The 12,159-nt window shown below is 62.6% G+C and carries 12 protein-coding genes; 2 read left to right on the top strand and 10 right to left on the bottom strand.

Annotated elements, in window-relative coordinates; all coding sequences use genetic code 11:
* Positions 1-31 precede the first annotated feature (31 nt).
* From AB4Y87_RS21115 to AB4Y87_RS21075, 9 genes are all read right to left on the bottom strand, one after another.
* Positions 32-643 (bottom strand): response regulator transcription factor, encoded by a 612-nt coding sequence (locus AB4Y87_RS21115; protein ID WP_442006222.1) that lies wholly within the window; start codon positions 641-643, stop codon positions 32-34.
* Positions 640-1,749 carry a sensor histidine kinase gene (locus AB4Y87_RS21110; protein ID WP_442006221.1) on the bottom strand — a complete coding sequence of 370 codons (1,110 nt, stop codon included), beginning with the start codon at positions 1,747-1,749 and terminating at the stop codon, positions 640-642. The genes AB4Y87_RS21115 and AB4Y87_RS21110 overlap by 4 nt, the downstream gene beginning before the upstream one ends.
* Before the next feature lie 29 nt (positions 1,750-1,778).
* The gene (locus tag AB4Y87_RS21105; protein ID WP_442006220.1) at positions 1,779-2,555 is read right to left on the bottom strand and encodes an ABC transporter permease; all 777 of its coding nucleotides are present in this window, start codon (positions 2,553-2,555) and stop codon (positions 1,779-1,781) included.
* Positions 2,552-3,490: an ABC transporter ATP-binding protein gene (locus AB4Y87_RS21100; protein WP_442006219.1), complete on the bottom strand. Its 939-nt coding sequence runs from the start codon at positions 3,488-3,490 to the stop codon at positions 2,552-2,554. Before AB4Y87_RS21100 ends, AB4Y87_RS21105 begins: the two co-directional genes overlap by 4 nt.
* Positions 3,491-3,601: 111 nt before the next feature.
* Complete coding sequence (locus AB4Y87_RS21095) at positions 3,602-5,104, bottom strand: YibE/F family protein (RefSeq protein ID WP_442006218.1); 1,503 nt, start codon at positions 5,102-5,104, stop codon at positions 3,602-3,604.
* Positions 5,105-5,159: 55 nt separating this feature from the next.
* A complete protein-coding gene (locus AB4Y87_RS21090) occupies positions 5,160-6,533 on the bottom strand; it encodes an FAD-binding oxidoreductase (protein ID WP_442006217.1) in 1,374 nt (457 codons plus the stop codon).
* A gap of 215 nt (positions 6,534-6,748) precedes the next feature.
* Positions 6,749-7,711, bottom strand: a complete 963-nt coding sequence (locus tag AB4Y87_RS21085) for a GNAT family N-acetyltransferase (protein ID WP_442006216.1) — start codon at positions 7,709-7,711, stop codon at positions 6,749-6,751.
* 2 nt (positions 7,712-7,713) lie between these two features.
* Positions 7,714-9,099 carry a glycine--tRNA ligase gene (locus tag AB4Y87_RS21080; protein ID WP_442006215.1) on the bottom strand — a complete coding sequence of 462 codons (1,386 nt, stop codon included), beginning with the start codon at positions 9,097-9,099 and terminating at the stop codon, positions 7,714-7,716.
* 136 nt (positions 9,100-9,235) lie between these two features.
* Complete coding sequence (locus AB4Y87_RS21075; RefSeq protein ID WP_442006214.1) at positions 9,236-10,240, bottom strand: DMT family transporter; 1,005 nt, start codon at positions 10,238-10,240, stop codon at positions 9,236-9,238.
* Positions 10,241-10,263: 23 nt separating this feature from the next.
* On the opposite strand from AB4Y87_RS21075, the gene AB4Y87_RS21070 reads away from it, so the two are divergent.
* Positions 10,264-10,491 (top strand): RNA-binding S4 domain-containing protein, encoded by a 228-nt coding sequence (locus AB4Y87_RS21070; RefSeq protein ID WP_442006213.1) that lies wholly within the window; start codon positions 10,264-10,266, stop codon positions 10,489-10,491.
* 70 nt (positions 10,492-10,561) lie between these two features.
* Here the strand turns inward: AB4Y87_RS21070 and AB4Y87_RS21065 are convergent, their stop codons facing one another.
* The gene (locus tag AB4Y87_RS21065; protein WP_442006212.1) at positions 10,562-11,215 is read right to left on the bottom strand and encodes an alpha/beta hydrolase; all 654 of its coding nucleotides are present in this window, start codon (positions 11,213-11,215) and stop codon (positions 10,562-10,564) included.
* A 68-nt stretch (positions 11,216-11,283) separates the two neighbouring features.
* On the opposite strand from AB4Y87_RS21065, the gene AB4Y87_RS21060 reads away from it, so the two are divergent.
* Positions 11,284-12,129: an SGNH/GDSL hydrolase family protein gene (locus AB4Y87_RS21060; protein ID WP_442006211.1), complete on the top strand. Its 846-nt coding sequence runs from the start codon at positions 11,284-11,286 to the stop codon at positions 12,127-12,129.
* Positions 12,130-12,159: the final 30 nt, after the last annotated feature.

Raw genomic sequence — 12,159 nt, 5'->3', positions numbered from 1 at the left:
CAGCACGTTCCCGCGTCTGTTCCGTAATTCCCTACAGGAGCCAACCGTTATCGGCAGCGATTCGTACCGCCTCGGCTCGTGTCCTTCCACCGGTCTTGGCCATCGCCGCGGAGAGGTAGTTCCGCACCGTCCCTTCGGAAAGGATCGCTGTCCTGGCAATGTCCGCAACAGTTCCACCGGCAGCGGCAGCCCTCAACACTTCCGTCTCACGCTCCGTCAGGGGGCTGTCGCCGGACGTCAGCGATTCCGCAGCGAGTGCTGGATCCACCACTCGAAGCCCCCGGTGAACGCGGCGCACCGCATCGGCCAGTTGTCGCGCCGGGGTATCTTTGACGACAAACCCCGATGCTCCGGCCTGCATGGCGCGTTTTAGGTAGCCAGGCCGCCCAAAGGTGGTAACCATCAGTACCCGGCACGAAGGCGCCGCCCGGCGTACGGCAGCTGCTGCGCTGATTCCATCCAGGCCCGGCATCTCGACATCCAGCATCGCGACGTCCGCGGAATGCTCCACCACAGCAGCGGCGACGCCCGTGCCATCGCCCAATTCTGCAACCACCTCAATGTCTGGCTCCAACCCCAGCAATGCCACCAAAGCCCCACGCACCAGTGCCTGATCGTCAGCGATCACCAATCGGATACTCATACGTCAACTGCCAATCTGAACCCTCCAAGGTCACTGGTGCCGACGCTGACGCTTCCGCCAGCCACAGCCGCCCTCTCCCGTATGCCATCCAGCCCGCTTCCCGGACGGGCTTCGGGAGCCGGCCCCACGCCGTCGTCCTCCACCAGGACGCCGGACGCTGTCAGCAGGACGCGGCAACGCGCGGCGCCGGAATGCCGCACAACGTTGGTGATGCCTTCCCTCAATACCCAGCCGAAGAGCTCGCGATGCCGGGCAGGAACTTGCTCAACTGTCCCGGGCAACTCGGCCTCGATCCCTGCCGATTCCAGCGCACTCCTGGCAGCTGCGAGTTCGGCGAGGACATTGACGCCGCGATAACCGGCGACAGTGGCCCTCACATCAGCGAGGGCGCCGCGGGCAAGGTCCTGCACGTCGCTGATTTCCGCCGCTGCCCTGTCCAAGGACGGCCCAGCGGCTCCTTCCATCAACCGGCCGGCCAATTCAGCCTTGACGGCGATCACCGTCAGTGAGTGTCCCAGGATGTCATGCATGTCGCGTGCAACCCGGCTCCGCTCGGCGGCAACGGCCGCATCCGCCAGTTCGCTTTGTGCCGCACGCAACCGGGACGTCTGCCGGATCATCCGTGCAAAGGAAGACATCATGAGGCCCAGCGACAAGATGAGTGCCGGCTGGGAAAAGGCCTGCTCCGGTGTGTCTGTGGACAGCCCGGTAGCCAAGGAGACTGCCGCAAGCGCCACGATCAGGGCGAAGTCAACGCGCGGTGGCAACGCTGTCATGGCAATCGCACAGGCGAGGAACGGCCACGTCCAGAGTGCCTCCCGGCCGACCAGGAAAATCACCAGCCCGTTCAAGGCGAAGAGAATGCCGACGCACACCAGGCCTGTCCGGCTGCCGCGGCGCCGGCTGTACATCGGCAGAACGGCGTAGGCGACGAAGAAGGCAATCAATGATGTGGAGGCTGCCAGCTTCCAGGGAAGCGGCTCGTTGACGGACCACACCAGGTTCCACGTGGGCCAAGCCCAGAGAAGAATGGATAAGCCTGCGCCTGCAAACCATCTTCTGGGTCCAGGCCCACGGAACATGCCACCGGTCTTCTCGGAGCTCATGACCCCCACCCTAGTCAACGTGGACAGGATCAGACGCGCTTGGTGTCGCGACGAAATGCGAGCGCGGCTCCGCCAACGAAGATCGCGAGCCAGATGACCACATTTACGATCCACATTGCATCGAAGTCGCCAGTGATGGGGCTCCGAGCCAACTGCCCGATCCCATATGCCGGGGTGAACTTGGCGATGGCACCAAAGGTCTCGCCCATGATCTCGATCGGCATAAAGAGCCCGCCAAGCATGGCCAGGATAGCCAGTGCCGGGCCAAGGATCTGCATTACATTCTGGCTTGGCATGAGATACCCCACGAACAAGCCCAGCGCTGCGAAAACCAACGAACCCAGCCAGGCAACCAATCCAGCTGTCACCCATGTCTGGAGGTCCATGGTGACCCCGGCCAAAGCGCCGATGACGAATTGGGCGATCACAGCGACGAGCGACAACGTCAGGGCTGCCGCAGCCTTGACAGCAATATAGGCACCGGGAAGCAGAGGAGTAAGCCGGAGCTGCCTGCTCCACCCTTGCGCACGTTCCACCGCCACCTGGCTGCCGGCTCCGGTGGCCGCGGTCATGGCTGCGTACACCGTCAGACTGATCAGGATGTACTGACCATAGCTGTGGCCGTTGGGCAACTGCTGGTTCTTGTTGGACAGGCCGAAGATGAAGAAGAAGATCGCGGGCATGACGACTGTGAAGATGACTGTCCTGCGGTTGCGGAGCATCCGCTTGATCTCGATCCACAGGAACGTCCGGTTGATACCGCCCGCGGAGGGCTTGCGGTCCTGCATTGCTGTTGCCGTACTCATGCCCGGTCTCCTTCGAGTGCGGGTTCGGTGGTTTCTGATTCTGCTCCATCCCCTGTGAGCGCCACGAAGGCCTCCTCAAGGTTGTTCGCCACGACTTCCAGATCGTGTGCTGCAGTGCTGTTCAGCAGGTAGCGGACCACCGCGTCCGAGTCCCCCGTGCGTACGGCGAGCCTTCCGCCGTCGTAGTCAACGGTGTCCGCTGGTGGGAGTCCCGCCAGAAGATGCCGGTCAGCGGCTGGCAAGGAAGCCTTGACAGTGCGGCCGGAGGCAAGGTTCTTGATCTGGGCCGCCGTGCCATCGGCAACTACCGTGCCCTGACGGACCAAGACGATCCGATCCGCGTAAGCGTCCGCTTCCTCAAGGTAGTGGGTGGCGAAAATTACTGTCCGGCCGCGCGAGGCGTCCGCCCTGATGGCGGCCCAGAAATCGCGGCGGCCAGCTACGTCCATGCCGGTGGTCGGTTCGTCCAGGATCAGCAGTCCGGGATCCGACACCAGCGCCATCGCAAAGCGGAGGCGCTGCTGCTGGCCGCCCGAGCATTTCTCCACCCGTCGGTTGGCGATATCCAGGATGCCGGCACGGGTCAGCGCCTCCTCCACTGGCCGCGAGGAGTCAAACATTGCGGCCGTTAGCTGAACGGTTTCGCGGACAGTGATATCCCGAAGCAATCCGCCGGTCTGCATGACGGCGGCCACTTGTCCTCGGGCGATGGCGCCGCGGGGCGAGTGGCCGAAAATCGAAACCTCACCTTGGTCGGGGGTGCTAAGACCTAGGATCATGTCAATGGTGGTGGTCTTGCCTGCACCATTGGGCCCAAGGAAGGCCACAACTTCGCCTTGGTGCACGGTCAGATCCAAGCCACGAACGGCACGGACCTCCCCGAAGCTCTTGTGCAGTCCGACGGCGTGGACTGCCGGCACTCCCGTGATTCCCATGGTTCTCCCTGATTGGCGGTCTTGTTCCACCATCCATTCAAGCCGGGATTGCCCCCGTGGACCCGTGGAGGGTGTCACCGGTCCAAGATGACAAATGTCATGGCCCCGCCGTCACATGGAGTTGCGCGCACCATCATCGTCGCCGCGGCGCTCCGCCTCACGCTGGGCACGGCGACTCCCCGGGCGGGCAGGCTTGCCGACCGCGCGGGAAGACCGGCCGCCGTCGAGCGTTTCACCTCGGCCAGAACCCACGACGGCGGCCGCAGCAGCGAGCGTACCGGTATCGTCCACATCGTCCGGATTCACGAACAGAGCCGGCGCCGGGATGGCACGCTTCACGCCCGTGGCCTTGACCACCAGGACGGCAATCAGCGTGGTAACCGGGATGGCGAGCACGAGCCCGATGGAGCCGACCAGCGTCCGGATGACTTCCTCGGACAACTCCGCAGTGGTCAGGGCCTCGGCAAGTGGGCGGTCGTAAAGCATCACGATGATGAGGATGGGAAGGGCGGCACCAGCGTAAGCGAAGGCAATGGTGTAAACGGTGGAGGCGATGTGGTCCCGGCCAATCCGCATCGCAGAGGAGAACAGCTTCCGGGCACTGGTGTTCGGGGCCAGTTCGTAAAGTTCCCACACGGCAGCGGATTGGGTAATGGTGACGTCGTTGAGGACGCCGAGGCCTGAGATGATCAGGCCGCACAAGATGATGCCGGAGATTGAAATCTTGTCCGACATATTTATCAGCGTGGCAGCGTTATGGTCACCGACGCCTGCAAGGTTGGCAGCATCGGTGGCCCACGCCGCCAAGAGCGCTGTAATGCCCAACCCGAAGATGGTTCCGAGCAGTGCCGTGGACGTCCTCGCCGAGAATCCGTGGGCGAAGTACAGGACCCCGATCATGATCACCGTGGAGCCCACCAAAGCCAGCATGAGGGGCGGCTTCCCCTCCACAAGTCCCGGCAGGATGAAGCCGACCAGCACGGCATAAGCGCCAACCAAACCAAGGAGCGCCCGGAAGCCGCGCCAGCGCGCCACAGCGATCACTACCACCGCATAGAGCACGGCCAGCAGGGCAATGGGCAGGGTCCGCACGAAGTCCACAAAAACGTACGACGGCGAGCCGTTGCCTTGAGATGCGCCCTGGACACCTGAGAGATTCAGATAGCGGATCGAGTCCCCCACATCCACCCCGTGGGATTTGGCGACGTCGGGGTTGATCACTACTTTGACGGCTTCCCCGCCCTTGTCCGGCTGGGTGAAGGCAAAAGTGCAATCTGAACCACCGGACTGGCCTGTTTGGCCGGTGTCAGTCTGGCCAGTGTCCGTCTGTCCTTGCGTGGATTGTCCGGTTTGGGTGCAACTTTCCTGCACCACGCTCTGGATCTTTCCGGTATCAAACGTCACCCCCGGGGCAGCCTGGTAGGGACTCGCGAAGGAGATTCCGTCCCGGCTGCCCGAGGGCCACATGACCATCATGGCGATGACAGTGAGCACTCCAAGTGGAACCAGCACCGCAGCAAGGAGCCAGTTGGCGCGCTTCCGGGACGCAATCGCCTGTGGGGTTGGCTCGGAACTTTCAGAATGACCGTGACCGTGGGAGTGTCCGTGACCCATCAGCTGCAAAACCTCATGGCTTCAAGCCTAGCCGGGCAACATGCAAACCCTTCCCTCAGGCGGGTTTGATGTTCTGGTTCACATGGAAAAGGTTGCCGGGATCGTACTTGCTCTTGACCTCCACCAGACGATCCCAGTTGGGGCCATAGTTGTCAGTGATCCTGTTCTGGTCTTCAGTGTCCATGAAGTTGATGTACCCGCCCAGCGCCGAGTGCGGTGCAAGGGCCGCCGCATAGCCTCGCGCCCAGGCGATGTTGGCTTCGTTATCCGTAGGTTCCATCCATTGCGCGGCAATGACCGGCGCGAACTTCATGTCCCGGTGCGCAAAAGCTGTGTCGTGGACGCCAACGCGTGAGACGGCGCCGTCGATCGGGTAAACGTGGACGGACGTATTGACGCTGGTGACCGTCGCGCCGTGTTCAGCGTGAGCTTGGATGGCGCCATCACTGAGCTCGGGAAGGAAGTTCGCTTTCCAGTAGCCCTGCATTCCTTTCTGGTTCAGGGCGTCGAAAGCCACGTTCAGGGCTGGATAAGGCATAGGAGCTACCAGCGAGCCGGCAACAGGAGCGGCGTCCAGGAAGGGCTGCCACCGTGCTTCGCCTTCTCCCATGTCCCCTGTCCACATCCCCACCACCACACAGACAGGCTTGCCGTGCCACTCTTCGGGAAGGAACGGGACTGGCGGGCCTTGGTGGAAGCCCAGAAAGGCGCCAAACTCTTCCGGCGCATTCGCAATGTAATCGCGGTAGAAGCGGGCAACAGTGTCCGTATGCTCGGCACTGTAGAGAATGACTCCGGCATGAACCATATCAACGGGATGGAGTTTGAACTCGAAGGAGGTCACCACGCCAAAGTTGCCGCCACCACCCCGGAGCGCCCAGAACAGGTCCTCGTTTTGGTCTTCGCTGGCCACCAGGAACTTTCCATCCGCCGTGACCACATCGGCGGAAATGAGGTTGTCGCAGGAGAGGCCGTACTTGCGGGCGAGGTAGCCAATCCCGCCGCCCAAGGTCAGGCCGGCCACTCCCGTGGAACCGACGATCCCGCCAGTGGTCGCCAGTCCGAAGGCATGGGTTGCGTGGTTGAAGTCAGCCCACGTGGTTCCACCTTCGGCCCGCGCAGTGGCGGTTTCTGGATCCACCCGGACCCCTGTTCGGTTGACGAAGTCCAGCACCAGGGCGTCATCCGCTGTTCCAAATCCAGGGGCACTGTGTCCGCCACCCCGGATGGCGAGGGGTATGGAATTCTCCCGTGCGAAGTTCACCCCCGCGATCACATCCGCCACTTGGGCCACCCGGACGATTCCCGCCGGACGTTTGTCGACCATGGCGTTAAAGACTGCCCGTGCCGAATCATATTCAGGGTCTTCAGGAGTGATGAGCTGTCCACGCAGCTGATCCCGCAGCCCGTCCAAGGCCGTACCGTTCATTTGTTGTTACCGCCGATTCAGAGGAGACCGGAGCTGGTCCACAGACGCCGCTTCCCTCCGAGTGTGCCGGCGCGTGGCTTACGTCGCCTTCCTACTCCTGCGCCATGGCCGCGTCAAGGCTTTTCCACCATGAATGCGGGCTGAGCTTAAAGCCAGGATCCCGCCCTGCCCATCGGCGATGGGCAAAGCGGGATCCGGACGTGCGAAATACGTGGTCAGTCGCTCACGATCAGTGTGTCAGCACCACGAACGTGGGCCTTGCCCGACTCCAGCAAGGGAGCCAGGACACCGCGCAGGGCCGTCATCGATTCGTCCACTTCCAACAGCACGGGGTGCTGGTAGGCAATGAGCGCCAGGAGGTCCCGAACGGCGGCCTCTGCGTCGTCGACGGACAGCTTTGGATCGTGACCCAGGAAGACATCCGAAGGTTCCTCGGAGTTGCCTTGGGCATAGCTGATCGCAAAGGCCTGGATCTTGCCTTTTCGGCTGGCCGGCACTCCCCCACCAAAGGCGCTGGCCTTCGGTGCACGCAGCACGATGGCCCCATGCGCCCCGGTGAGATCGTGCAGGAAGAGCCGCTGCACCGTGGCAATGCTGAGCTCACCCGGGCTGTCCCAGTGATGGACGGCCGAGTAGTAGCTGCCCACCACTTCGCTGAGTTCCACGGATCCGGTGGCGAGATCCTCCACGCGCTCAGACGCAGCTTCCTCGGAACCGTCGCCGAACCGCGGCAGCTTCAGGGGCTCAGGCTCCACCACTACCAATTGGGAGCGCTGGATGGGTCCAAGACCGGCCGCGTCTGCGAAAGCGGCGCCCGGCGTGCCAGGCTCCACTTTGCTGCGGAGCTTGGAAACGCCCGACGGCGAGTTCCCGGCTTCGCGGCGCAGCATGGTCAGCAGGGTGGCCCCAACGCCGTTCCGGCGATGGTCCTTGGCAACCTCGATGTAGGCCCAGAGACGTTCCGGGTGCAGCGAAGCTTCGTGAACTACGCCGGCAGCAACGGGGATGCGAACGCCGTCAACGACGTCCTCGGCAACGATGCAGCGGCGCCAGGGCTGGTTGCTCGAAGGCGCCAATGCAGCACGAAACTGTTCTGCTGGGAGGGTCTCCGGGCCGCCCCAAATTTCCAGGAGGGCGAGGTCGTCGCCCTCCTTCCATTCGCGGTATTCCAAAGCCACGGTCAGGCGCCGATCAGTCGTGCTGCCAGGTAGGCCTCAACCTTGTCCAGCGACACGCGTTCCTGGCTCATGGTGTCGCGCTCACGGATGGTCACGGCCTGGTCTTCGAGGGTATCGAAGTCCACGGTGATGCAGAACGGAGTACCGATCTCGTCCTGGCGACGGTAACGGCGGCCGATGGCGCCGGCGTCGTCGAAGTCGATGTTCCAGTTCTTGCGCAACTGGGTGCCCAGCGCCTTGGCCTTCGGGGACAGGTCCTCGTTGCGGCTCAGCGGCAGGACAGCTGCCTTGACCGGGGCAAGCCGCGGATCCAGCTTCAGGACGGTACGGACGTCGACGCCGCCCTTGGCGTTGGGTGCCTCGTCCTCGGTGTAGGCGTCAATCAGGAAGGCCATGAACGAGCGGGTCAAACCGGCGGCGGGCTCGATCACGTACGGGGTGTAGCGCTCGTTGGTGGCCTGGTTGAAGTAGCTCAGGTCCGTACCGGAAGCCTCGGCGTGTGTGGAGAGGTCGAAATCCGTACGGTTCGCGATGCCCTCGAGCTCGCCCCACTCGGAGCCTTGGAAACCAAAGCGGTACTCGATGTCCGTGGTGCCCTTGGAGTAGTGGCTCAGCTTCTCAATCGGGTGCTCGAAGAACCGGAGGTTTTCTTCACGGATGCCCAGGCTGGTGTACCAGGACATGCGCTCCTTCATCCAGTACTGGTGCCATTCCTCATCCGTGCCGGGCTCGACGAAGAATTCCATCTCCATCTGTTCGAACTCACGGGTACGGAAGATGAAGTTGCCCGGAGTGATTTCGTTGCGGAAGGACTTGCCGATCTGGCCAATGCCGAACGGCGGCTTCTTCCGGGACGTGGTGAGGACGTTGTTGAAGTTCACGAAGATGCCCTGGGCAGTTTCCGGGCGCAGGTAGTGCATGCCTTCATCGTTGGCCACCGGGCCAAGGAAGGTCTTCAGGAGGCCGGAGAATTCCTGCGGTTCGGTCCACTGGCCACGGGTGCCACAGTTGGCGCAGGCAATGTCCTTCAGGCCGTTCTCGGCCGGACGGCCCTTCTTTTCCTCGTACTCTTCCTCGAGGTGGTCAGCACGGTAGCGCTTATGGCAGGACAGGCATTCCACCAGGGGGTCCGAGAAGACCTCCACGTGGCCGGAGGCTTCCCAAACCTGGCGGGGAAGGATGACTGAGGAGTCCAGGCCAACGACGTCTTCGCGGCCGCGGACCATGCTCTGCCACCACTGGCGCTTGATGTTTTCCTTCAGTTCCGCACCAAGGGGTCCGTAATCCCACGCCGAACGGGAGCCACCATAGATTTCACCGGCCTGGAAGACAAAGCCCCTCCGCTTGGAGAGGGAAATGACCTGGTCAAGGACGGATTTTGCTGCCATGGGTACTCCATTTGTTCTACAGGGCCGCTGGGTGCGGTCCGCGGTGGTTGCCCCGGATTCCGGACGAGGTTGTCCGGCGGGGTGGGCTGGGGAATTGGTGCGGATAATAACTGTGCAGAAAGCTGCGTGTCCTAGCCTACCGGCCTTTAGCCGGGACCTTTCGTACGAATGCTCCCCGGGGCCAGGGCAACGTGGCTACGATGATCGCCGCGAGCGTCAGCACCGTACCCAACACCGTGGGCAAGGCGACCACCGCACCGGGACTGGGGATCACGACGTCGAGCACTAAGGAACCGACCAGCTGGCCGGCAATCATGCCAAGACCGGTGACCAGCACGCCAAGGCTTCGGACCAAAAGCGCTGCAAGCCCAATGAAAAGGCAGCCCATGGGGCCGCCCAGATAGAACCACCATTCACCCGGAAGTGGGTTGCCCGCGCCCGCCACGGAAAGTTTGATGAGCCAAGCGATCCAAAGGATGACGGCACCGGCGATGAAGTTGACCAGCGTGGCGGCCACAGGCGTCCCGTAGTGAACGGTGGCGGTTCCGTTCATGGCCTGCTGGAAACTCATGAGAAACCCTGCCGCCAGAGGCAGCAGGACGGGCAGCAACAGGGAGGCGATATCGGTATTGCCCCCGAAGCGAGGGGAAACAGCCCAAGCAACTGCGGCAACCGTCAGCACACTGCCCAGGATCCGCACTCCCGTAATGGACCGTTTGCCGCCGGGACCGATGCCCATGCGGTCCACGAGGAGTCCGCTGAGGGTCTGTCCCGTAACCGCAGCAACGGTGAACAGGGCCACACCCAACAGGCCAATGGTGAAGGACTGGGCGAAGACGAAGAGAGCGCCGATCCCGCCGGCCATGACGTAGAAGCGGGGAAAGCTCCGGTTGCGGACTGCCGGGACGATGCGCCGAAGACCTGCCCTGCCTTTGGGCGTGGCAACGGAAATGGCAGCGATGAGCACGAGTCCTGTGGTGAAGCTCACCACGGCGGCGGCGATGCCATCATTCAACCGGGCCCCGAGCGCCCCGTTGATCCTTCCTTGAAGCGGAATGACCAGGCCAGTTGCTACTGCAACAGGGAGGCCAATGGCGAGCGGAAGGGTTGAACGGAGAGAAGGCTGCGGCACTGACCCCACACTACTTCAGGCATCATTGCTGTATGAGCAACCCCGAAATCGAAGAGATCCCCATCCGCGACGACATGATCCGCCTCGGGCAGCTGCTGAAGCTCGCCAATCTCGTGGAGGACGGCGTTGAAGCTACGGAGCTCATCAAGAACGGCTTGGTCAAGGTCAACGACGAAATCGACGACCGCCGCGGCCGCCAACTCCACGCCGGAGATACCGTTACCGTCAACGGCCAGACCGTCCGGATCACCAGCGCCTGAAGCAACGCGGGGTCACTTTTGGCCCATGGTGAGGCTTCCAAGGGGCCACAAGTGACCCCGCGTTGCTTTTCTACGTGGTGGACAGCACTTTGTGGGTCAGGAATTCGCCCACGTGGCCGATCTCCTGCTGGTTGATGCCATGCCACATGCCTGTGTAGAGCACCTTGGTGAGGTCCACATGATTGCGCACCCATCCCATGGTGTATTCGATCTTGTCCGGAGTAATAACGGGGTCCTGCTGGTCGCGGCCCCAGAACATCGGCAAGGTGTCGTCCAGTTCAGCATCGCGGAAAGCGGCGTCATCGCCAGCGTCCACCACAAAACCTGAAAGCCCGACGACGGCAGCGAAGTCCGCGGGACGGTAGCGGAGCATGGTGGTCGCCATGGCCATGCCCATGGAGAAGCCAAGCAGTGTCACTGAAGAATGGTTCGCTTTGACCGTGTCCAACCATTCAAGGGCATACTCAGCGGCAAGCTTTACTGCTTCCAGGGAGTACTCAATTGATGCGGTGAGCGGGAACCACGTGAAGCCGGGGCCCATGGGCATTGGCGCCCGCAAGGAAGCCACCACAAATCCCTCGGGAAGCAGGCCGGCGAGGCTGAAGAGATCGTCCTCATTGGAGCCGTAGCCGTGCAACAGCAGCAGAAGCGGTTTGCCCTCCCGCTCGGCTTCGTCATGGGACCACAGGACAACGGGCGCGGGGAATGCAACGGCTTCAGTCATGGATCTATTCTTGCAGTTACCGATGGGTAACAACCTACGGTGGCGTAGGTTTGCAGGTTCAAGGCAGGATGGAAAGCGTGAGTGACGTCAATTCATTGGTGAAGCCGGGCGACCCGGTCCAAACTCACCCTTGGAGCCGTTACGTGGCACTGGGGGATTCGTTCACGGAAGGCATCGGCGATCCCGAGCCGCAGAATCCCGGCGGCTTCCGCGGGTGGGCTGACCGTGTAGCGGAAGAACTGGGCCGCGGCCACGAAGATTTTGCCTACGCCAACCTTGCCATCCGTGGGCGGTTACTGCAGCAGATCGTGGATGAACAAGTTGGTCCTTGCTTGGAACTCCAGCCGGACCTCGTCTCTATTTCGGCCGGCGGCAATGACCTCATCCGGCCCGGCGGCGACCCGGACCTTTTGGCGGAGAAGCTGGATGCTGCCGTTCAGGAACTGGCCTCCAGTGGTGCCACCGTGGTGTTGTTCAACGGACCGGACACCGCATCCTCCGTCTTGGGCCGCATCCGAGGCAAGGTGGCCATCTACAACGAAAACCTCAGGACGGTGGCTGCACGGCACGACGCCATCATCGCCGATATGTGGTCCCTAAGGCAGTTGGCCGATCCCCGGATGTGGGACGAAGACCGCCTGCACTTCTCACCGCTGGGACACCACACGATCGCGATGATGGTGCTGGAAGCCCTGAATGTCCAGCACACACTCGAACCCCTGGTGCCGAAGCCCCTGCCGGTTCGCACCTGGCGTGAGGCCCGTTCCTCGGATCTGGTGTGGGCCCGTGAGTACTTTGTTCCCTGGGTTATCCGAAGGTTGCGTCATCGGTCCTCCGGCGACGGCATTACCCCAAAGCGCCCGACGGCGGGACCGGTCTTCGGTCCCAACGGCACCATGCTGCCGCGAGGCTAACGTGCGGATCGCTTGCAGGACTGACGCCCG

This window comes from Paenarthrobacter sp. RAF54_2 (assembly GCF_052113945.1).
Taxonomy (GTDB): domain Bacteria; phylum Actinomycetota; class Actinomycetes; order Actinomycetales; family Micrococcaceae; genus Arthrobacter.
Note: the sequence above shows the minus strand (reverse complement) of the source record. Positions and strands in the feature narration are given on the sequence as shown.

Coding starts and splice junctions, on each gene's coding strand:
- AB4Y87_RS21115 (WP_442006222.1), bottom strand. CDS start 643: ATGAGTATCCGATTGGTGATCGCTGACGATCAGGCACTGGTGCGTGGG.
- AB4Y87_RS21110 (WP_442006221.1), bottom strand. CDS start 1,749: ATGAGCTCCGAGAAGACCGGTGGCATGTTCCGTGGGCCTGGACCCAGA.
- AB4Y87_RS21105 (WP_442006220.1), bottom strand. CDS start 2,555: ATGAGTACGGCAACAGCAATGCAGGACCGCAAGCCCTCCGCGGGCGGT.
- AB4Y87_RS21100 (WP_442006219.1), bottom strand. CDS start 3,490: ATGGGAATCACGGGAGTGCCGGCAGTCCACGCCGTCGGACTGCACAAG.
- AB4Y87_RS21095 (WP_442006218.1), bottom strand. CDS start 5,104: ATGGGTCACGGACACTCCCACGGTCACGGTCATTCTGAAAGTTCCGAG.
- AB4Y87_RS21090 (WP_442006217.1), bottom strand. CDS start 6,533: ATGAACGGTACGGCCTTGGACGGGCTGCGGGATCAGCTGCGTGGACAG.
- AB4Y87_RS21080 (WP_442006215.1), bottom strand. CDS start 9,099: ATGGCAGCAAAATCCGTCCTTGACCAGGTCATTTCCCTCTCCAAGCGG.
- AB4Y87_RS21070 (WP_442006213.1), top strand. CDS start 10,264: ATGAGCAACCCCGAAATCGAAGAGATCCCCATCCGCGACGACATGATC.
- AB4Y87_RS21065 (WP_442006212.1), bottom strand. CDS start 11,215: ATGACTGAAGCCGTTGCATTCCCCGCGCCCGTTGTCCTGTGGTCCCAT.
- AB4Y87_RS21060 (WP_442006211.1), top strand. CDS start 11,284: ATGGAAAGCGTGAGTGACGTCAATTCATTGGTGAAGCCGGGCGACCCG.